Origin of the sequence: Pseudomonas sp. UBA6753 (genome assembly GCF_002453565.1) — a bacterium.
Lineage (GTDB): Bacteria > Pseudomonadota > Gammaproteobacteria > Pseudomonadales > Pseudomonadaceae > Aquipseudomonas > Aquipseudomonas putida_Z.
In genome coordinates this window covers 1-20,942 of the sequence record NZ_DKHD01000013.1, presented here as the reverse complement: position 1 = coordinate 20,942, position 20,942 = coordinate 1, and the positions used below count along the sequence as shown (strand labels likewise).

Annotated in this window: 18 protein-coding genes and 1 pseudogene; 4 read left to right on the top strand and 15 right to left on the bottom strand. The window is 65.2% G+C overall.

Annotation, left to right across the window (positions count from 1 at the left end):
* Window positions 1-131: 131 nt before the first annotated feature.
* From B2790_RS06200 to B2790_RS06170, 7 genes and pseudogenes are all read right to left on the bottom strand, one after another.
* Window positions 132-1,772, bottom strand: coding sequence for a fatty acid--CoA ligase (locus tag B2790_RS06200; RefSeq protein WP_286918466.1), 1,641 nt, complete (start codon window positions 1,770-1,772; stop codon window positions 132-134).
* 11 nt (window positions 1,773-1,783) lie between these two features.
* Window positions 1,784-3,562, bottom strand: a pseudogene (locus tag B2790_RS06195) (acyl-CoA dehydrogenase C-terminal domain-containing protein).
* Window positions 3,555-6,089, bottom strand: a complete 2,535-nt coding sequence (locus B2790_RS06190; protein ID WP_286918465.1) for an efflux RND transporter permease subunit — start codon at window positions 6,087-6,089, stop codon at window positions 3,555-3,557. Before B2790_RS06190 ends, B2790_RS06195 begins: the two are co-directional and overlap by 8 nt.
* A 15-nt stretch (window positions 6,090-6,104) precedes the next feature.
* A complete protein-coding gene (locus B2790_RS06185; protein ID WP_286918464.1) occupies window positions 6,105-7,100 on the bottom strand; it encodes a WD40/YVTN/BNR-like repeat-containing protein in 996 nt (331 codons plus the stop codon).
* Between the two features lie 21 nt (window positions 7,101-7,121).
* On the bottom strand, window positions 7,122-8,480 hold the full coding sequence (locus B2790_RS06180; protein ID WP_025339000.1) for a DUF1329 domain-containing protein: 1,359 nt from the start codon (window positions 8,478-8,480) through the stop codon (window positions 7,122-7,124).
* Between the two features lie 38 nt (window positions 8,481-8,518).
* A complete protein-coding gene (locus B2790_RS06175; protein WP_085665742.1) occupies window positions 8,519-10,474 on the bottom strand; it encodes a DUF1302 domain-containing protein in 1,956 nt (651 codons plus the stop codon).
* A 74-nt stretch (window positions 10,475-10,548) separates the two neighbouring features.
* Window positions 10,549-11,127: an RBBP9/YdeN family alpha/beta hydrolase gene (locus B2790_RS06170; protein WP_274120525.1), complete on the bottom strand. Its 579-nt coding sequence runs from the start codon at window positions 11,125-11,127 to the stop codon at window positions 10,549-10,551.
* Between the two features lie 207 nt (window positions 11,128-11,334).
* On the opposite strand from B2790_RS06170, the gene B2790_RS06165 reads away from it, so the two are divergent.
* Window positions 11,335-12,393 (top strand): AraC family transcriptional regulator, encoded by a 1,059-nt coding sequence (locus B2790_RS06165; protein ID WP_075045146.1) that lies wholly within the window; start codon window positions 11,335-11,337, stop codon window positions 12,391-12,393.
* 152 nt (window positions 12,394-12,545) lie between these two features.
* Here the strand turns inward: B2790_RS06165 and B2790_RS06160 are convergent, their stop codons facing one another.
* From B2790_RS06160 to B2790_RS06130, 7 genes are all read right to left on the bottom strand, one after another.
* Window positions 12,546-13,556, bottom strand: coding sequence for a YeiH family protein (locus B2790_RS06160; protein ID WP_286918463.1), 1,011 nt, complete (start codon window positions 13,554-13,556; stop codon window positions 12,546-12,548).
* Window positions 13,553-13,879 carry a Rieske (2Fe-2S) protein gene (locus B2790_RS06155; protein ID WP_025338995.1) on the bottom strand — a complete coding sequence of 109 codons (327 nt, stop codon included), beginning with the start codon at window positions 13,877-13,879 and terminating at the stop codon, window positions 13,553-13,555. Before B2790_RS06155 ends, B2790_RS06160 begins: the two co-directional genes overlap by 4 nt.
* Window positions 13,876-14,529 (bottom strand): DsbA family protein, encoded by a 654-nt coding sequence (locus B2790_RS06150; RefSeq protein ID WP_286918462.1) that lies wholly within the window; start codon window positions 14,527-14,529, stop codon window positions 13,876-13,878. Before B2790_RS06150 ends, B2790_RS06155 begins: the two co-directional genes overlap by 4 nt.
* Window positions 14,526-15,842, bottom strand: coding sequence for an MFS transporter (locus tag B2790_RS06145; RefSeq protein WP_286918461.1), 1,317 nt, complete (start codon window positions 15,840-15,842; stop codon window positions 14,526-14,528). The genes B2790_RS06150 and B2790_RS06145 overlap by 4 nt, the downstream gene beginning before the upstream one ends.
* A gap of 187 nt (window positions 15,843-16,029) precedes the next feature.
* On the bottom strand, window positions 16,030-17,082 hold the full coding sequence (locus tag B2790_RS06140; RefSeq protein ID WP_075045141.1) for a 3-keto-5-aminohexanoate cleavage protein: 1,053 nt from the start codon (window positions 17,080-17,082) through the stop codon (window positions 16,030-16,032).
* 54 nt (window positions 17,083-17,136) lie between these two features.
* Window positions 17,137-17,985 (bottom strand): TauD/TfdA dioxygenase family protein, encoded by an 849-nt coding sequence (locus B2790_RS06135; RefSeq protein WP_013972530.1) that lies wholly within the window; start codon window positions 17,983-17,985, stop codon window positions 17,137-17,139.
* A 13-nt stretch (window positions 17,986-17,998) separates the two neighbouring features.
* Window positions 17,999-18,979, bottom strand: coding sequence for a quinone oxidoreductase family protein (locus tag B2790_RS06130; RefSeq protein WP_013972529.1), 981 nt, complete (start codon window positions 18,977-18,979; stop codon window positions 17,999-18,001).
* A 230-nt stretch (window positions 18,980-19,209) separates the two neighbouring features.
* Between B2790_RS06130 and B2790_RS06125 the strand changes: the two genes are divergently transcribed.
* Both B2790_RS06125 and osmE read left to right on the top strand, forming a co-directional pair.
* Window positions 19,210-19,416, top strand: a complete 207-nt coding sequence (locus B2790_RS06125) for a hypothetical protein (RefSeq protein ID WP_075045140.1) — start codon at window positions 19,210-19,212, stop codon at window positions 19,414-19,416.
* A gap of 210 nt (window positions 19,417-19,626) precedes the next feature.
* Entirely contained in the window at window positions 19,627-19,983 is a 357-nt protein-coding gene (gene osmE, locus B2790_RS06120) for an osmotically-inducible lipoprotein OsmE (protein ID WP_286918460.1), read from the top strand.
* 1 nt (window position 19,984) lies between these two features.
* Here the strand turns inward: osmE and B2790_RS06115 are convergent, their stop codons facing one another.
* The gene (locus B2790_RS06115; protein ID WP_075045136.1) at window positions 19,985-20,344 is read right to left on the bottom strand and encodes a hypothetical protein; all 360 of its coding nucleotides are present in this window, start codon (window positions 20,342-20,344) and stop codon (window positions 19,985-19,987) included.
* 134 nt (window positions 20,345-20,478) lie between these two features.
* Between B2790_RS06115 and B2790_RS06110 the strand changes: the two genes are divergently transcribed.
* Window positions 20,479-20,679 (top strand): hypothetical protein, encoded by a 201-nt coding sequence (locus tag B2790_RS06110; protein ID WP_286918459.1) that lies wholly within the window; start codon window positions 20,479-20,481, stop codon window positions 20,677-20,679.
* The last annotated feature ends 263 nt before the right edge of the window (window positions 20,680-20,942 follow it).

Genomic DNA, 20,942 nt, shown 5'->3' with positions numbered 1-20,942 from the left:
GCCCGCTCCCACAGGGCCCCCATCAGCTGAAGGAATGTGCTGTACCTGTGGGAGCGGGTTTACCCGCGAACACCGGCGCAGCCGGTGCCAGCCGGCTCCCACAGGTGCCCATCAGCCGGTGCTGCCAGCATTCAGAGAAATGCCTGCCGGATTCGCTTCTTATCGATCTTGCCAACGCTGGTCTTGGGGATCTCGTCCACGCAACGCAACTGCCGTGGTATCGCCCATTTGTTCAGGTGCCCGCTGTCGACATACGGCTGCAGATGCCCGGCCAATCCCGCCTGGTCGAACTGCATGCCGTCACAACAGACTACCAAGGCCAACGGTTGCTCACCCCACTGCAGGTCCGGGATGCCGATCACCGCCACCGATGCAACAGCCGGGTGCTGGCTGATCAGGTTTTCCAGCGCCACCGAACTGACCCACTCGCCTCCGGTCTTGATCACATCCTTGATCCGGTCACGAATACGCACCACACCCGCCGGGTCGATGCAGGCCAGGTCGCCGGTATGCATCCAGCCCCCCAGCCACAACGCGGCACCCTGCTCCGGTTCATGCAGGTAGCCCTGGGTCAGCCACGGTGCACGCACCACGATTTCACCCAGGCTTTCGCCGTCACGGGGCACATCAATGCCTTCGGCGTCGACGATGCGCAGGTCCACCAGGGCAATCGGCACGCCGGCATCGATACGCAGCGGCAGCTGTTGCGCCATGGGCAGTGCCAGCAGCTCGGCGCTCAGGTGGGTGATGCTGAGCAGTGGGCAGCTTTCCGACATGCCGTAGCCACAATGCACGCTGATGCCGCGCTCGCTGGCACGCTGCGCCAGGCCCAGGGTCAGGGCGCTGCCGCCCAGCAGCATCTTCCAACCGGTCAGGTCGGCGCGGCGCCCTTCTTCGCTGTCGAGCATCATCTGCAGCACCGTGGGCACGCAATGGGAGAACGTCACGCCCTCGTCACGGTACAGCCGCACCAGGCGGTTGGGCTCGTAGCGCCCGGGGTAGACCTGCTTGATACCCAGCGCCGTGGCCACATAAGGCACGCCCCAGGCATGCACGTGGAACATCGGCGTGATGGGCATGTACACGTCGCCGCTACGCAGCAGCGGCACCTCGCCGCAGGCAGCCAGGGTGCCCTGCTCGACCAGGGTATGCAGCACCAGTTGCCGGTGGCTGAAGTACACGCCCTTGGGGTTGCCGGTGGTACCGCTGGTGTAGAACAGCGTGGCCAGTGAGTGCTCGTCGAAATCGGCGAAGTCGAACTGCGGCTCGGCAGCCGCCAGCAGTGCTTCGTACTCACCCAGCAGCGGCACATCTTGCGTTGCGGGGTCGCCTTCGCCGAGGCGAATGAAACCCTCCACCGTCGGCAAGTCATCGCGCAATTGCGCCATCAACGGCAGGAAATCGTCATGTACCAGGACCAGGCGGTCCTCGGCATGGTTCATGGTGTAGCGCACCTGCTCGGTGGACAGCCGTACGTTCACCGTGTGCAGCACCGCACCCAGCATCGGCACGGCAAAGAAGCACTCCAGCGCCCGGTGGCTGTCCCAGTCGAGCAAGGCCACGGTGTCACCTGGCTTGACCCCGGCGGCGGTCAGCACATTGGCCAGCCGCTGAATGCGTTCGAGCAGCGTGGTGTAGGTGTAGCGCAGCTTGTCGGCGTAGACGATTTCCTGGTTGGGCTGGTAGCGCACGCCCGACAGCAACAGGCGCTTGATCAGCAGCGGATAGGCGTAGGCCTGCTCGGCTGCGGGCATGATGCGAGTGGTGATCATGTCGGCGGCCTTCACAGTTGCCCGGCCTCGAGCAGGTACAGGCTGTCGCTACCGGCCCTGACGCTGGCGCTCAGCGAATGAATGCGTGGCAGCAGGCGGGCAAAGTAGAACCGCGCGGTGCCCAGCTTGCTCAGGTGGAACGGCTCGGGGGCCGCATGACACTGGCATACCACGGCCATGCGTGCCCACAGGTAGGCGTAGAAGGTGTAGCCAAACACCTGCAGGTACTCCACCGCCGCCGCGCCAAGCTCGCGCGGGTTGCCCTGGGCGCGGTCGAGCACCCAGGCGGTCAGCTCGTCGAGGTTGCGCACGGCAGCCAGCAGCGGCGCGCCGAACTCGGCGCACGCCGCGGGCAGCGTCTCGGCAAAGGCGGTAATTTCGTCGGACACGCTGTGATAGGCCTGGCCGCCATCGGCAAACAGTTTGCGCCCCACCAGGTCGAGGGCCTGAATGCCGTTGGTGCCCTCGTAGATCTGGGTGATGCGGCAGTCGCGGATCAACTGCTCCTGGCCCCACTCGCGGATATAGCCATGGCCGCCCAGCACCTGCTGGCCGTGCACGGTGGTTTCCAGCCCCATGTCGGTGAGGAAGGCCTTGGCCACCGGTGTGAGCAACGCCACCCTGGCCTCGGCCTGGGCGCGTGCGACCGGGGCCTCGCTGTATTTGGCCAGGTCCAGCTGCAGTGCCACATAGGTGGAGAAGGCCCGCCCGCCTTCGTTCAGCGCTTTCATGGTCAGCAGCATGCGCCGCACGTCCGGGTGGACGACGATCGGGTCAGCACCTTGCCCCGGCGCTTCGGCACCGGTCGGCGCACGGCCCTGCTGGCGATCACGGGCGTAGGCGATGGCGCCCTGGTAGGAGCGTTCGCCCAGGGCCAGGCCTTGGATACCTACACCAAGGCGCTCGTAGTTCATCATGGTGAACATCGCGTTGAGGCCCTTGTTCGGCTCGCCGACCAGGTAGCCGATTGCACCGTCGAAGTTCATCACACAGGTGGCCGAGGCCTTGATGCCCATCTTGTGCTCGATCGACCCGCAACTCACCGCATTGGCCTCGCCCAGCACGCCGTCGGCGTCAACCAGCACCTTGGGCACCAGGAACAGCGAGATGCCCTTGGGCCCGGCTGGCGCATCCGGCAGCCGCGCCAGCACCAGGTGGATGATGTTCTCGGTCAGGTCCTACTCACCGCCAGTGATGAAGATCTTGGTCCCGCTGAGGCGGTAGCGGCCATCGGCAACCGGCACGGCGCGGGTGCGAATCAGGCCCAGGTCGGTGCCAGCGTGCGGCTCGGTCAGGCACATCGAACCGGTCCAGCGCCCTTGGTACATGGGCGGCAGGTACAGCGCCTTCAACGGCTCGCTGGCATGGTTGAGCAGCGCCAGGCAGGCCCCGGCCGTCAACATCGGGTACAGGCCGAACGACAGGTTGGCGGCATTGAGCATTTCTTCGAGCTGGGCACCGATCACTTTCGGCATGCCCATGCCCCCATATTCCGGGGCACCAGCCACACCCACCCAGCCATCTGCGGCAAATGCCCGGTAAGCATCGGCGAAGCCATCGGGGGTGTGTACCTGGCCGGCCTCCCAGCGGCAGCCCTGCTCGTCGCCACTGCGATTGAGCGGCGCCACCACCTCGGCAATCAGCCGGCCGGCCTGTTCGAGCACGGCCCGGGCAGTGTCGCCATCGACCTGCTCGGCCAGCGCGGGCGTTTGCGCCCACCAGGCCGGGATGTCGAACACTTCGTTGAACAGAAAATCCATGTCGCGCAGTGGCGGAAGGTAATCAGACATGAGGCGAACACTCGGTTTCTTGGGTTTGCGGAAGCGACGTGGCCTGGACCTCGGCAGGCGCCGGGGCGGCCTGGCCACGCAGGAGGAAATGCGACAACGCAGGGATCAACACCAGCGCACCGAGCATGTTCCACAGGAACATGAAGGTCAGCAGCAGGCCCATGTCGGCCTGGAACTTGATCGGCGACCAGGCCCAGCCGACCACGCCGGCGGCCAGGGTGATGCCGACCAGCCCGACCACCCGGCCGGTGAAGGCCACGGCTTTCTGGTAGGCCTGGGCCAGGCTCAACCCGGCGCGCTGGTAGTGCAGTTGCACGCTGAGCAGGTACAGCGCGTAGTCCACGCCGATGCCTACGCCCAGGGCGATCACCGGCAAGGTGGCGACCTTGACGCCAATGCCCATGGCTACCATCAGCGCCTCGCACAGCACCGAGGTGAGCATCAGCGGCAGGATCGCCACCAGCGTGGCGCGCCAGCTACGGAAGGTGAACAGGCAGAACAGCGTGACCGCCAGGTACACCAGCAACAGCATGCGGTGGTTGGCCTCGCGGACCACCACGTTGGTGGCAGCCTCGATACCGGCGCTGCCGGCGGCCAGCAGGAACTGCTGTTCGGCGCTGCTGTTGGCCTGGGCAAAACGCTCGGCCACGGCGGCCACCTGGGCCAGGGTGTCGGCGCGATGGTCCTTGAGGTAGGCGATTACCGGCATCAGCGAGCAGTCGTTGTTGAACAACTCAGGGGCGTTGACCGAAGCCTGCTGGGCAGCGTAGTTGAGCACGTCCTGGTTGCGCTGCAGGCTGTTCAGGCGCGGGTTGCCTTCGTAGGTGCCGGCGGTGATCTGGCGCACTGCGTTGGCCAGCGACACGGTGGTCTGCACACCCGGCAATTGCTGCAGCTCCCAGGCCAGGCGGTCGGCAAGGACCAGTGTCTGGTATTGCAGGCAGCCTTCCGGAGCGGTCTTTACCATGACCGCGAAGGTATCGCTGGACAGCGCGTAGTGCTGGGTGATGTAGGCGTTGTCGAGGTTGTAGCGGGAGTCGGCGCGCAGCTCGGGGGCACCGCTATCGAGGTCACCGATTTTCAGTTGCAGGCTGCCCCAGATGCCGAGGGCGCCCAGGGCCAGGGCTACCAGCAGTGCGGCGCTGGCCCATTTGCGTTCGGTGAAGCGGTCGAGCAGGCTCCATGGGTTGATTGGGGCTGCGTTGCAGCCCTTCGCGGGCATGCCCGCTCCCACAGGTATCGCGCCGTCCCTGTGGGAGCGGGCGTGCCCGCGAAGGGCCCAGCGCGCATCGATAGCCAGGGCTCGTTCAGCGGCCCTGCGGCCCACGCCAACATAAGACAGCGCCACCGGCATCAGCAGCAGCGAGGTGAAGATCAGCACCGCCACGCCGATGCTGGCGGTGATGGCCAGGTCCTGGATCACCGGGATGTCGATCAGCATCAGCACGGCAAAGCCCACCGCATCGGCCAGCAACGCAGTCACCCCGGCTACGAACAGGCGGCGGAAGGTATAGCGCGCTGCCACCTGACGGTGCGTGCCACGGCCGATGTCCTGAAGGATGCCGTTCATCTTCTGCGCCGCGTGGGATACGCCGATGGCAAAGATCAGGAATGGCACCAGGATCGAATACGGGTCGATGGCGTAGCCCAGCCAGGCGACGATGCCCAGCTGCCACACCACCGCGGTCAGCGAACACAGCACCACCAGCAGGGTGCTGCGCACGCAACGGGTGTAGCAGTAGATGATCAGCAGGCTGGTCAGCACCGCCAGGGCGAAGAACGCCATCACCTGGATCAGCCCGTCGATCAGGTCGCCCATCAGCTTGGCGAAGCCGATCATATGGATGCGATACTGGCCGCTGGCCTGATACTGGCTGCGCAGTTGTTCGAGCTTCTGCGAAAAGGCGTGGTAGTCGAGGCCTTTGCCGGTGGCCGAATCCTGGTCGAGCAGCGGCACGACCAGCATGCTCGACTTGAAGTCGCGCGCCACCAGGCTGCCGACGATGTTGGCGCGCTCGATGTTCTGCCGCAGCTGCTCGATGTCACCCGCAGCGCCCTGGTAGCCGTCTGGCATCACCGGGCCACCCTGGAAGCCCTCCTCGGTCACCTCGGTCCAGCGCACCGCCGGGCTCCACAACGACTTCACCCACGCCCGGTCCACGCCCTGGCTGAGGAACAGCTCGTCGTTGATGTGGCGCAGGGTCTGCAGGTAGCCCGGGTCGAAAATGTCGCCCTGAGTGTTCTCCACCACCACCCGCACCGCGTTGCCCAGGCCACGCAATGATGGGCGGTTTTCCAGGTAGTTCTGGATGTAGGGGTGGCTCTGCGGCAGCATCTTGTCGAAACTGGGGCGCAGCTCCAGGCGGGTCAGCGCCATGTAGCCCAGCACCAGGGTCGCCAGCAGCATGCACAGCAGGAACGGCAGGCGATGGTTGAACACCAGGCGCTCCAGGCAATTGCCCGAGCGTGGGTCGAAATCGTCGAGGTTGCGGATTACCGGCAGGGTGTCTTGGCGGGTAGCGGCCATCAGGGTCTTCTCTTGTTATGGGTGCAGCGTGGGGTTACCGGCCTGGTTGCGCACGCCCCGCTCGCCCACCAGTACCAGGCCGTTGCCGGTATCGGTGGCAAGCGCGGTCACCGGGCCACGGGCGCTTTGCGGCACCGGGCTGAAGCTGGCGCCATCATCCCGGCTGAGCAGCAGGTCGCCAGCCTGGCTGGCCAGCCATAGCTGGCCGTCACGGTCGACACCGGCAGCGGTGAGGCTGGTGTTCACACCCGTGCTGACCGGTTGCCATTGCCGGCCGCCATCGGTGCTGCGGTAGGCATGCCCACGCAGGCCGTAGACCAGCAGTACGCCAGGCTTGCCGACAGCACCGAACAGTGTGCCGGCGTAGGGTGTCTCGACACGGCTGAAGCGCTCACCGTCCTGCTTCAGCAACAGGCCTTGCTCGCCGGTGATGTACAGCTCGTCACCCACCGCAGCCAGGCTGGTCAGGTGCAGGCCTTGCGGGTTATCGCTGTGGTCGAGCCAGGGCTGCCAGTGCTCGCCGCCATCAACGGTGCGCAACAGCAGGTTGAACACACCGACCGCATAGCCATTGCGGGCATCGCTGAACCACACGTCGAGCAAGGCATTGTCGCTACCCGTGCCCGGCAGTTGTTCGGCCAGTGCCCGGCCATCCAGCTGCTTCTGCCAGTGCATGCCGCCATCGCGGCTGTGCAGCACCACGCCATCGTGGCCAACCGCCCAGCCCAGCTCGGGCGTGGCGAAGCTCACGGCATTCAGGTCGGCGCTGACCGGCACCTGGGCCTGTTGCCAGTGCGCGCCGTGATCGTCGGAGTACAGGATGTGCCCTCGCGGGCCCACCGCGACCAGGCGCTGGCCGGCCAGGGTGACATCGCGCAAGGCGCTGCTGGCGACCAGGGCGCTGGGCCTGGCGGGCAGGTCCAGCACATCGGTGAAGGGCGCAGCCTGGGCCGCGCCCTGCAGCGCGGCCAAAGCCAGAACTACCACGCTGCATCGTTTGAAGACAGACATTGCCACCTCTGCTCCGTGCGTTCAGCGAATGCCGTTGCCGGCCAGCGACTCGGGCGACCACTGGGTTTTCGACAGCGGGTCGATATAGCGGATGCCGCCGTAGGCACCGACCACGCCATTGAGGTTATAGGTGCCGCCGATCAGGTCGTAGATCATGAACGGCGTGGCGTCCGGGGTCTGCTTGTCATAGCTCTGGGTGAGGAAGGCGAACGAGCCGCGGTACAGCTGGCCACGGGCGTCGTACTGGTCCGAGGCCAGGGCGATCCAGCTGTCTTCGTCGAGGTAGAAGCGGCGCTTGTGGTAGATATGGCGCGCCCCGTCCTTGAGCTTGCCTTCCACCACCCACACCCGGTGCTTCTCCCAGCGCACGAACTGCGGCGCCAGGTGGTTGGGGGTGATCACCTGCTTGACGTCGGTGTTGTAGGTCAGCTGGTAGGTGTTGTACGGCACGTACATTTCCTGCTTGCCGACCAAGGTCCAGTCGTAGCGGTCCAGCGCACCGTTGAAGACGAACACGTCATCGTAGGTACCCGAACCGGAGGTGCCCGGGTTGGGCGTGTCGTAGGCCAGGTTCGGCGCCAGCTTGACCCGGCGCTGGCCCGGCAGGTACTGCCAGGCGCTGCGTGGCTGCACCAGCGGGTTGGCGGCATCGCGCAGCATCATCGCTTCGCCGGCACGGCGTGCGGGCCCGGTGTATACCAGTTTCATCTGGTAGTAGGTGTCCTTGGCACCGATCGGCTTGGTCATGTCTTCGTAGATCGGGTAGCTGATATTGGCCTGGCCGGTGGTCGACAGCGATGGCTTGCCAGCAGCGTCGACGTTCCACGAGTCGTACTTGGCAGTCATGCTCACGCCCTGATAGCGCAGCAGGAAGTTCCACATGGCCTCGGCGCCGTTCTGCGGAATGGGGAACGGGATGCCCGGCAGCACGTTGTCTACCGCGGTGCCGCCCTCCTTGCTGTTGGCGGCAGTGGCGTTCTTGCGGGTGTTGTCGAGTACCGCTTGCGGCAGCGCCACGCTACGGTGGGTCGGGTACACATCGACGCGGTAGCTGGGGTAGCGCTTGAGCAATTCCAGGGTGGTGGCGGTCAGTTGGCCCTTGTACTGCTCGGCGTTCTTGCCATCGATGACCAGCAGCGGCTTGTCGCTGGCGAACGGGTCGGGGCGCATGCTGGCGCCGCTCTGGTAGCTGGCTGGCGGCGTCAGCAGGCCGCCCTGGTAGGCCGGGATCGAGCCATCGGCGTTGCCGGCCTTTTCCGCGCCGATGACGGTCAGGCTGGTGCCCAGGCGCGCGGCCTGGTCAGTGGAAACGGCGGCCTGGGCAGCGTTCAGGGCGGCCAGTGACAGGCACGAGGCCAGCAGGGTACGTACGAAATTCATGATGGTTGTCTTCCTGTGTAGGCTGTAGGAAACATGACTCAGAAGGTCGTCTTGACGGTCAGGTACAGGGCGCCACGGTCCTCGGTGGTGGCACCACCGCCGGAGAAGGAGGCGTAGCCGCCGCCGTAGCAGGTGTAATCCTGTTCGCCGTCCAGGGCGTTGGGGGTGCTGCCGTCGGTCTGGCCGTCCTTGCAGGCCTTGGTCTCACCGAAGCTGTCGACGTACTTGAGGTCGACGAAGTACTGGTTGTAGATCGCGGCGCTCACGCCCACCGCATAGTTGCCGGTGTTCTCGGCGCCACCGCCTTGCACCGGCGACACGCCGTCGAGGCCGACGTTGACCGACAGCGGCATGCTCAGGTCCATGCCCGGCAGCACCTGGTACCAGGTAGGGGTGAAGTTGACGGCGATGCCCCAGTTGTCGCGGGTGGCCTTGTCGATGCCGCGGTAGCTGCTCTTGCCCTTGTACAAGGCCTCGTTGTGGCTATCGAGCTTGAGCAGGTTGCTGTAGAACAGCTCGCCAAGCAGGGTTGCCGAATCGAACAGCGGCGTGTCGCCAATGGTCATCAGGCCGTTCAAGGTCCAGTGCAAGGTGTCGCCGGTGGCGCTCAGGCCGTCGCCATCCTTGGGCACGTCGTAGATCACCCCGCTGCTGGGCAGGCGTGCCGGCAGCAGGCCGAAGCCGCCGCCCAGGCCACCCTGGCCGGGGGCGCTGACGATTGCCGGGATGCTCGCCAGCGGCATGTTGTGGCGGATGTTCAGGTCGCTGCCGACACTAATGCCGCCCACATCCTTGGACAGGCTCAGGCCATAGATGTCGATGTCGTCGGAGTAGGCGAACTGGTAAGTAGTGCTTTGCAGCGAGTTGTACAGGTTGCCGACTGCGCCTTGGCGGCTGCCCGGCGGGTTGCCGAACGGGCCATTGGCGACGGTCATGCCGCGCGCGTCGAGCCAGGCCTGCGGGAGGATCTCGGAGGTCTTGCGGTAGTAGAAACCGAGGGTGCCGCCCAGCCACTCCGGCGACCACTTGGCCATGATGCCCCAGTCGCCGCTCTTGCCCGGTTTGAGGTCATGGCCACGGCGGATGGTGGTCAGCGCGCCGCGCACCGGGATCAGCCCCGGGGTACCGGTGTGGCCGAGCAGGAAGCTTTGGGCGCCCTCGCCTACCACGTCCGAGCCGCCGTAGTAGGTACCGGCTTCGGGCAGGCGGGCGGCGTCCCAGTCGAAGAAGTACTGGGCGCCCAGGGTCAGTTCGGAATTGACCAGGAACGAGGTCGACAGCTGGTTGCGCGGCACGAACAGCTCCTTGGCCTCGGTGCCCGGCGAGGCGGCCAGCTTGGCCAGGTCCAGGCCCGACTGGCCATAGCTCAGCGAGTGCACCGGGTTGAGCAGGGTTTCACCCCAGAACAGGTTGTGCTGGCCCAGCTTGGCGCTGACCTGCGAGGCCTCGCCAACTTCACGGCTGAAGAACACGAAGGCATCCAGCACTTCACCGGACGGGCCGCTGTAGTAACGCTGGGCGTAATTGCTCAGGTGCGGGCTGCCCAGCGGCACACCGGTGCCAGGCAGGCCATTGAGGCTGGGGTTGATGCCGGACTGGTCACCGTTGCCGTTGACGAACGGGTTGCTGTTGGAGCCGGTGTTGTCATAGGCCTTGTCGTACCAGCTGGCGGTGCTGACGCGGAACCCGGTGTTGCCCTGGTAGACCACATCCAGTTCGGTCAGCAGGTCGACCCGGTTGGTGATGTTGGTGCCGGCCTTGCGGAAGTTGTAGTCACCGTCGTTGCTGTTGGGCGTGCCCAGCATGCGCTTGTCGGCGCTTTCGGTGCGCACGCCGTAGTTGTACTTGACGGTGTTGTCGAAGCGCACGGCCCAGTTTTCATTACCGGTATCGACTTCGAACGCCTGGGCGGCGGGCAGCGTCAGCAGGCCGATGGCGCAGGCGAGCAGGCAGCGCTGTGGTTTCACAGCACGGTGAATGCGGTGTTCTGGCATTACGATGGCTCCACGTATTGTTATTGTTTTTTTCGCCGCCCGTCTTTTGCGAGCGTGGCTGGGGCGTCCATGCGCTATTGCAGGTTGGGCTGGTCCAGTCGCTGGATGAACGCCTCGGCCTGCGGCCAAGGGCCGAAGCCGGAGGCCGGGTTGAGGTGGCCGACGGCCCCCAGTGCAACCAGTTCGCTACCCCAGCCTTCGGCCAGGGTGCTGGCCGCGGCAAAGCTGGCCAGGTGGTCGTTGCTGCTGGCCGCGACAATGCTGGGGAACGGCAGCGGCTGCTGGGGCAATGGCGACCAGCCGTGCTCGGCCAGGCTGGCCGGGCTTGGGTAGTGGGCCGGCCATGGCGCGTTCAGGTCGGGCGGCGCCGCCAGCAATGCACCCTTGATCGGCCGCCGGTAGCGCGCCGCCCAGTGGGCGACCATCAGCACGCCGGCGCTGTGCGCCACCAGGATCACCTCACCATCGATCTGGTCCAGTTCGCGCTGGATCGCCTCGACCCGGGCCGTGCAGCTCAGGCCGTCGACTTGCAGCGGCGGTACGCTGCGCACCTTGGCCAGGCGGCCTGCGAGCAGGGTCTGCCAGTGTTCGGCGACATGGTCGCGCAGGCCGGGGACGATCAGCACGGTGGCAGTGGTTTGCAGTTTTTCCACGGTGAACCTCGTGTGCGGTGTAGCTCTTGAGGTTCACAGTAAACAGCCCACCCACCGGGTGCTTCACATTGGGCGTCAGGGGCTTTTCATTTGATGACAATGGCCAAGACAGGGCTTTGCTTTTCAATTCATGACACGCAGGCTATAAAACACAAAACGCATGTCGGCATACCCAACAACAAGAAACCGCATGGAAAACAACCAAAGATGCCTGCCCTAGTCCGTGCCGCCAGCTTGACCAATTACCTTGAGGTGTCCCGACACCTGGGCCTCAATCCCCATGCACTGTTGGCACAGGTTGGCCTCAGCGCCGCGTTGCTCGATGACCCCAACCGGCGTATCCCGGTTGCCAGCGTCATCACCTTGCTGGAAGCCTCCGCCAGCGCCACCCGTTGCGAAAGTTTCGGCCTGCGCATGGCCGAGTTGCGGCAACTGTCGGACTTCGGCGAAATCAGCCTGCTGCTCAGCCACCAACGCACCCTGCGTGATGCGCTGCAGGTAATCGTGCAGTACCGTCACCTGCTCAATGACGCCTTGGCCATTCATATCGAGGAAGCCGGCAAGACCGTGGTCATCCGTGAGGAGGTGATCAACGAACGCGCGCCCTGCAGCCGCCAGGCCACCGAGCTGGCGATCGGCGTGATGATGCGCCTGTGCGCGGCGCTGCTAGGTGCGCATTGGCACCCGATCAGCGCCAACTTCACCCACGCGCCTCCCGCCGACCTGGCCACCCACCGGCGCATTTTCGGCTGCACGCTGGTGTTCGGCAGCGAGTTCAACGGTATCGTCTGCCCGGCCGCCGACCTCGACAGCGCCAGCCCGCAGGCCAACGAGGCCATGGCGCGCCTGGCGCAGCGCTATCTGGACAGCCTGCCGGCGGGCGGCACGCCGTCCCTGGAGCTGGAGTTGCGCAAGACCATCTACCTGCTGCTGCCCATGGGCCGCGCCACCATCGAGCAGGTGGCACAGACTCAGGGCATGAACGTGCGCACCCTGCAGCGGCGCCTGGAAGAAAGCGGGTTGACCTTCAAGGACCTGATCAACAGCGTGCGCCGTGACCTGGTGATGCGCTACCTGGAGAACCCCGGCTATTCGCTGGGGCGTATCGCCGACATGCTGGGTTATTCGATGCCCAGTTCGTTCACCCGCTGGTTCATCGCCCAGTTCGGCATGCCGCCGGCCAGTTGGCGGGCACAGCGGGCTGGCCCATTGGGGCTGCCATGCAGCCCATCGCCGGCAAGCCAGCTCCCACCTCGACCGTATTGACCTCAAGCCAAGCGCTATCCCTGGGGGAGCTGGCTTGCCGGCGATGAGGCCAGAACAGGTATGGTACAAACCCTCGACCCAGCGCGGGCCCTGTGGGAGCGGGCATGCCCGCGAAGCAGGCGCCGCGGAGTGTTGTCACCCACGGTCACTTTCTAAAGGCCCCAGTGCATCAACGCCAGCACCAAAAGCACAAGAAACACGCTCTCCCCCACCATCAACGCAATGGGTTTCAGCCCGACCGAGGCCAGCGACTTGAGTTGGGTTTTCATGCCCAGGGCACTGATCGCCACCACCAGGCAGCCACGCGACAGGTCGTTGATACCGCCTTGCACCGCGGCGGGTACCCAGCCTGTGCTGTTGACGCACGCCAGCAGCAGGAAGCCGACCGCGAACCAGGGCAGCAAGGGTGGCCGCTGCCCGCCTGCCTCGAGGCCCTGGCGCCGGGTGATCATGGCCGCGCAGACAATGACCGGCAACAGCATGGCCACCCGCATCAGTTTGACCACCGTGGCGATGTCGCCGGTCTCGGTAGACATGCTGTAGCCCGCCCCCACCACCTGCGCCACGTCGTGGATGGTCGCACCGAGGAAGACCCCGGCCTGCGCTGGGGACAGGTGCAGCCACTGGGCAATCATCGGGTAGAGGATCATCGCCAGGGTCGACAGCGCCGACACGCCGATCACGGTGAACAGCGTTGCATGCTCCTTGCGCGGGTGCTGTGGCAAGGCAGCTGCCAGCGCCAGCGCCGCCGAGGCACCGCAAATGGCCGTAGCGCCGCCGGTGAGCATGCCGAACAGCCGTGAAAACCCCAGCACCTTGGCCACCACCACCGAGACCAGGATGGTCACCACCACCAGGGTCACGACCAGGGCCACGGGCTTCCAGCCCAGGCTGGCGATCTGGTCCAGGGTGATGCGCATGCCAAGCAGCGCCACGCCCAGGCGCAGTACCGTGCGGGCGGTGAACTCGATACCGGCCTTGCAGGGGCCGTCGACCGCGAGAAAGTTCAGCGCCATCCCCAATAGCAAGGCAAACAGCATGACCGGGGCCGCGTAATGCTCACCGAGGAAACTGGCGGCCGCACCGACCACAAGGCTGACCACCACCCCCGGGGCAAGGGTGCGGATACGCTGATGGGTAGCGCCAAGTGCCAGTGTATTCATTGCCCCGCCTCCTCACTGTCAAACACGATGTAGACCTGCCCGCCCTGCTGCTCGACCGGGTAGCTGGCAACTTTCAAGGCCCTGGAGTTGACCAGGTAGCCGCTGGCCAGGTCGAAGCGCAGGCCATGCGCGCAGCACTGGATGACACGGCCTTCCAGCCGGCCGCCGCACAACGACGCGCCCTGGTGCGGGCAGCTGTCTTCGATGGCATAGAGCGAGTCGGCAACGTTGAACAGCGCCACGCTGCGCCCTTCGCAGGCCAACAGCACACGGCCGTCACGTTCCGGCACCTGATGGGGGGCCAATGCGATGCGCCGGGTCATGCCCTCTCAACCTCTTGCAGCGCTTCGGTCATGGCCGCATACAGCACCTCGGCAGGCTGTGCACCCGCAACGAGCGGCCCCTGATTGAAACGGAAGCGCGGCACGGCACTGCCAGCGCGCCCGGCCCCATCGAGGAACGGGCTGCCGTCGTCACGCAGGCAGTCGACTACCTGCGCGGCATCCAGCCCGCAACACTGTGCGATGTCGAGCAAGGTGCGGCTATCCCCCAGGTCGCGGCCCTGGTGGAAATAGGCGATGAACAGCTGCGCCAGCAAGGCTTCCAGTTGCGCTGCTTCGAGCAACTGGGCAGCCCGCTGCAGCAGCCGATGGGCATTGCCGGTGTTGGGCATGCGGCGAATACGCGAGAAGTCGATGTCCTCGCCTACCACACGGGCAGCGGCGCGCACCTGGGCCTGGCGCTCGCGTACCGCCTCCTCGCTGCCCAGGCGTTGCAAATAGAAGGCATGGAACGGCACGCCACCGGCTGGCAAGCCAGGCAACAACTGCACACCTCGCCATTGCAGTTGTACCTGCACTTGCGGCTGTTCGCGCTGCAACAGCAACAGGGCGGCCTGCAGGTGTCGCTGGCCAATCAGGCACCACGGGCAGACGAAATCGAAGAACACTTCGACGGACAACAGCTGTTTCACGGTTTCAACTCCCGGGGTGCGTCGGCAGCGTCGTGTGCCGGTGCGTGCAGACGCTCCATGTCGCGGTGGTAATGACGTTTGGCGAGGAAAAACACCGCCGCTGCGCCGATGCTCATCAGCGGCACTAGCTGGAAGGCGGCATGCAGGCCGATCAGGTCGGAAACGCGCCCGGTGATCAGCGGCCCGGTGGCCAGGCCCAACAGGTTGTTGGCCAGGGTCAGGGTGGCAAACGCGGTGCCGTGCACCGAGGCGTGGGTGAGGTTGGCGACCATGGCACTGGATGGGCCGTTGGTGCCGGCGGCGATCATCATGCCCAGGCAGATCAGCACCAGTTGGGCGGTGCCGGCTGGCAGCGCGAAAGCGAGGGACAACAGCGCGCAGCTGCCCAGGCAGTAGGCGATGGCCAGGCTGATCTTGCGGTCCGGGCGCTGCCGCCCGAGGCGGTCGCAGAGCATGGCGCAGAGGATCATGCCGATGCCGCTGCACAGCACGATGACTGCCGCAATAGCCCCGGAGCGGTCGGTGCCCATGGCGTAATAGCGGTTCAGGTAGCTGGGCATCCACACGATCACGGTGCCGCCGACGAACAGCTGCAGCCCGCTGCCGACGTAGGCCGCGATGACCGAACGGCTGCTGTACAGGGTGCGCAACGGGCGGCCGGCCTTGCCTTGCGACTGCTGCGCGCATTTAGGCGCAATACGCGCCTCCTTGACGATCAGCGGGTACAGCATCGCCAGCACCAGGCCGAACAGCGCCATGCCGGCGAATGCCCAGCGCCAGCCCAGGTGCTGGGCCAGTACACCGCCCAGGGCCATGCCCAGCACCGAGCCGAACATGCCACCGGCCATGAACGCGCCGGCCAGGGTCGAGCGCATGTCGCGGGGGAACACGGCGACCACCACGGCGATGCCGACACTGCCGTAGGCCGCCTCGCCTACCCCGACCAGAAACCGCGCGACGAACATTTGCGGGTAGTTTTCCGCCAGGGCGCAGCCGAGGGTGGCCAGGCTCCACAGTACTGCCATCAGCACCAAGCTGCGCACCCGGCCGAAGCGGTCGGCCAGCAGCGACAGCGGGAAGGTCAGCAGGCCGACCATCAGCGCGACGATACCGCTGAGCAGGCCGAGCTGGCTGTCGCTCAACGCCCATTCGCCCTTGAGCAGCGGGAACACCGCATTGAGCACCTGGCGCGACATGTAGTCGGAGATCAACAGCCCAAAGGTCAGGGCGAAGACCACCCAGGCATAGCGCCGGGGGACGCTGTGGGCGGTGTCGGTGCCGGAATCTTCGGCACTGGCGAGATGGGTGGCCATGTTGCCTCCTTGGGTGCGGGGCGTGAGGTTGTTCTTGTTGTTATGGTTACAGCCAACATTCATGTTGCTTTTGCGGGCCTCTTCACGGGCTCGCCCGCTCCCACAGGGACAGCGTCGAGCTTTGGGCCAGTGCCGCACCTGTGGGAGCAGCCATGCCCGCGAAGAGGCCGGGCCTGCCGTACCAGCATCAGCCGCGCTGCGGCACGCCCTTCACACCCGGCTGGCGATTCGGCGCCATGCCGTTGGCCTCGAGGGTCTGCTCGATGCTGTCGTACTGCTGCCCGATGCGATAAATGGCGCGTGCTTCCTTGCCGCTGGCAATCTCGCGGCCCAGCTCATGGGCCACACGCACGGTCTGCTGGATCTGCTGCACCGAGGTGAAGCGCTTGCCATGCTGGTCGATGATGGTGTCTTCGTTGCCGCAGCGTGGGTGCAGGCCCATGGCCAGGGCCATGGTGTTGAACGGCAGCACGTTCTTGAGCAACGATTCGGCGGTCAGGGTGCAACCGTCCGGCGCGCGGTGGATGAAGTTGAAGAAGTTGAACGGGTTGGGGCCGTCGAAACCGCCGCCAATGCCGATCCAGGTCAGGTTCAGCGGGCCCATGTAGTCACCGCGTCGGACGATGCGCTCGAGGGTCTCCAGGGCATGCATGCCGGTCAGCTGGAAATGCGGCTGGATGTTGCTGGCCTGCAGGCGGCGCAGGTGCTCGCGGACCCAGGCCGGGCCGGCCGGCACGGTCATCTCGCTGTAGGCGGCATGAATCGCCGGGCTGGCCAGCGAGGTGCCTTCCAGGTACTCGGGGTACAGCAACTCCATGATGTTCATCTGCGTGGTGTTGATGGCCACGGTCACCTGGTCGGGGCGCGGCGTCAGCTCGGCGAGCATGTGCCGGGTGTCATCCGACAGCCACTTGGCCGCCTCGCCTTCGCTTTCCGGGGCGAAGGAAATCGACCCGCCAACCTGGATGATCATGTCCGGCACCGCTTCGCGCACCCCGGCGATCAGCTCGTTGAACTTGGACAGGCGCTTGGAGCCCTTGCCGTCCAGTTCGCGCACGTGCAGGTGCAGTACGGTGGCACCTGCCTCGTAACAGTCGACAGCCTTCTGCACCTGCTCGTCCATGGTCAGGGGAATGTCTTCAGGGAAGTCTTCGGGCATCCACTCCGGGCCATAGGGGGCCACGGTGATCACCACCTTTTCCATGTTTTCCGGGTGCAACGAATCGTCGAAGAATTGCATGCTGTAGTCCTCGCTATTGTTATTGTGCGGTTGCCGCCAGCGACGGCGACGAACTCAGAACGTGGGGCTGCCCTTGATCCCGGCGCGCTCCATCTTGCGGTGGCACGGCGGGTAGTCCATGACGGCGTAGTGCTGGGTGCTGCGGTTGTCCCAGATCGCCACGCTGTTGGGCTTCCAGCGCCAGCGCACCTGGTACTCCGGCAGGTAGGCCTGGCTGATCAGGTAGCGCAGCAGGTCGCTGGCACCGGGGTTGGCGTCCTGCCCGAAGCGCACCCGCTGCGGGGTGTGGTAGTTGCTGAAATGGGTGGTGAAGGCGTTGACGAACAGCACCTGCTCGCCGGTTTCCGGGTGGGTGCGCACCACCGGGTGCTCGGCATCGGGGAACTGCGCCTTCAGCGCCAGGCGCTTTTCCAGCGGCATGGCGGCGCCAAAGCTGGCCTCGATGCTGTGACGGGCGCGCAGGCCTTCGATCTTGGCCTTCACATCGCCTGGCAGGTTTTCATAGGCCAGCACCATGTTCGCCCACATCGTGTCGCCGCCCACGGGCGGGCATTCGATGCAGCGCAGCACACAGCCCATCGGCGGGGCCTCGCGCCAGGTGGCGTCGGTGTGCCAGGCATTTTCATAGCGGTCGTTGGGCTGGTCCGGGCGCTTGTAGATCTGTACCAGGCCCGGATGCTCCGGGTCGCTGCCGGCCACCGGGTGGTCCTCCAGGTCGCCGAAGCGGCGGGCGAACGCCACGTGTTCGGCGCGGCTGAAGTGCTGGTCGCGCAGGAACAGCACACGGTGCCGGAGCAACTGCGCGCGAAGCTGGGCGAACAGGTCGTCGTCGTGGATCGCGTCGGCCAGGTTGACCCCACTTACCTCGGCACCGATCGCGCAGGTCAGTTGTTCGATGTGCATGCTGTTGCCCTCTTCAGATGACGAAGATCGACGAGCCGGTGGTCTTGCGCGCTTCCAGGTCACGGTGGGCCTGGACGGCATCCTGCAGTGCGTAGTGCTGGTTGATCTCGATACGGATGCGCCCGCTGCCGACGTGATCGAACAGCTCGCCGGCCAGGTCGGCCTTTTCCGCCGGGTCGGCGATGAAGTCGGCCAGAGCCGGGCGGGTGAGCTGCAGCGAGCCCTTGATCGCCAGCAACTGCGGGTCGAACGGCGGGATGGTGCCTGACGCCGTGCCGACGCAAACCATCAGGCCGCGGCGCTTGAGCGAATCGAGCGAACCCATGAAGGTGTTCTTGCCGACGCTGTCGAACACCACGTTTACCCCTACCCCGTCGGTCAGCTCACGCACGCGCGTGGCAACGTCCTCGACGCTGTAGTTGATGACGTGGTTGCAGCCATGGGCGCGAGCCACTTCAGCCTTGGCCTCGGTGGACACCGTGCCGATCACGTTCAGCCCCAGCAGCTGCGCCCACTGCGCGACGATCAGGCCGACCCCGCCAGCGGCAGCATGCAGCAGCACGCTGTCGCCGGGTTTGAAGTCATGCAGCCGACGCAGCAGGTAGGCGGAGGTCAGGCCGCGCATGGTCATGGCGGCGGCGGTTTCGAAGGCGATGGTATCCGGCAACTTGATCAGCGCGGCGGCAGGGATCAGGCGCTCGGTGCAATAAGCGCCCAGGGTGTTGAGGAAGCCGGTGTAGGTGACCCGGTCACCGACCGCCACCTGGGTCACGCCCTCGCCCAGCGCCTCGACCACGCCGGCCGCTTCCACGCCGATGCCATTGGGCAGCGGGATCGGGTAGGTGCCGTTGCGGAAATAGGTATCGGCGTAGTTCAGGCCCACCGCCACCTGGCGCAAGCGCACCTGCCCCGGGCCGGGCTCGCCGACCTCGGCGTCCTCGTAGCGCAGCACCTCGGGGCCACCGGTCTGATGGAAACGTACGACTTTGGACATGCTTGTCTCTCCAATCATCGATCTGGACGCATGGCGTCAGTTCTGGGTGATTGGACTGTATGCCCTTGAGGTGCGGGGTGCTTCGCATCGGACGACAGCGGGTTTTCATTTGATGACAGTACGGGGCGTCGACCTGCCGATCACGAAAACCGTGTTTTATTCATGAGTCTCCTTGATGGTTATCCATGGCCAGACTAATACTTAAGTCTCTGCCTGGGGAGGCACGAAAAATGCAACCAAGATTCGTTATCGTTCCCGCTGTGCCGATCGAAAAGGAGTCGTTCCGCGTGGGTAGCCGCTATTACGCCGCTACCGTTTGTGGGGGTTTCGACATTTACGATAACCAAGCGAAGGAGCGGCTCAAACCCAGTTATCCAAGCAGGACGGATGCACTGATGCAGTGCGAGCAGCTGAACAAGCGCGGTGATGCAGGCTGATCGCGCAAGCAATAGCCTTGCTCGATCCCTGTGGGAGCGGCTTTAGCCGCGAAGCATGCAACGCGGTGCATGGCACCGGCTGCGCCGGTGTTCGCGGCTAAAGCCGCTCCCACATGGGGGCACGTTACTGCGGGTGAGGCAGTGCAGGCGTATGATTGAAAGCCGAGCGAATTGATATCGCCGGTCGGCGTCCTCTACCGGAGCACTGCCATGAACAAACCCTTTCACGCGCTGATCCTTGCACTGGCAGCGCTTTCTGCCTGCTCGTCCAATTCCGCGCTGTACCACGACCTGCCGCTGGTGGCGCAAGTCACCAACGGCATGAGCAGAGACCAGGTCATGCAGATCGGCGGCAAGCCCGCTGCCGAGACCGAACGCACCGTGGTGCCCGGTACCTGTTTCGACTACATGCTGACCAAGGCTGACAACCGGCAACCCTACAGCGTAAGTTTCGACGGCACCGGCAAAGTGGACAATACCGCGTTCATGACCTGCGCCGAGTGGAGCAATGCCCAGCGCAGGGCCCGCCTGCCCAGCATGGGCGGCTCTAGCGGATCGGGTTACTGAGTCAGTCCAGACATTCCCTGGCAGCCTGGCGCAATTTGTCGCCAGACAGGAAGCTGCCCTTGTAGAAGGTCGCGCGGCTGCCCTCGCGGGAATCGACTACGTCCAGCACATCATCGGATGCCACGGCGCTGGGAGCCGTCAGCCGGTAGCCGTGGGCGATCGATTTCTGCGTGGCCTGTGGCGCCAGCGCTTGCCACTTGGGCAGTACGCAGGCGGCGTACTGCTGGGGCGATTTGTGGGTCAGTTTGCTGGCAGTGGGTTTGCCAGGGGTTGCGCAGCCGGCAAGGCCGGTGACCAGTACAGCGGAGAGAACGATACGAAACGTAGACATTTGCAATTGGCCATCAAGAATACGCTGCATTCTAACGGGGGTTGTATTGGCTTACCAATCAACCAAAGTCTCGCTGCACGGGCCGCAACTGATATTTCTGCCAGTGGCCTGGGTGAGTGAAGGCTGGGAAAGTGCATCTGCCAATAGCCTTCGGAGCACTAACCATGCAAAAGAACACCAACAGAATGCAATTCTTCTATCAGAATGGAAAACTGATCTCTCTGACGGTTGGTGAACAAGGTCGCAGCATTTTCCGTACTACAGATGTGCCACTCGCCGAACTGCGAACGGAAGGGACGCACTCCAGCGGCTTGCTGGCGACGGACGATAAGGGTTCAGCGCTGAACGTGCAGGAAAACGCCTGATTTTGGAGGAACGGGCGCTGTAGCCGGTATCAGCCACCGCGTCGCCTGCTTCGCAGGCATGCCCGCTCCCACTAGGACCCCGCCAGCTTAAGGAATGCGCTGTACCTGTGGGAGCGGGCGCGCCCGCGAACACCGGCGCAGCCGGTGCCACCCACCGCGTCGCCTGCTTCGCGGGTGAACCCGCTCCCACAGGGACGGCACAGGCTTCGGGCTCGCGCTGTACCTGTGGGAGCGGCCGTGGCCGCGAACACCGGCGCAACCGG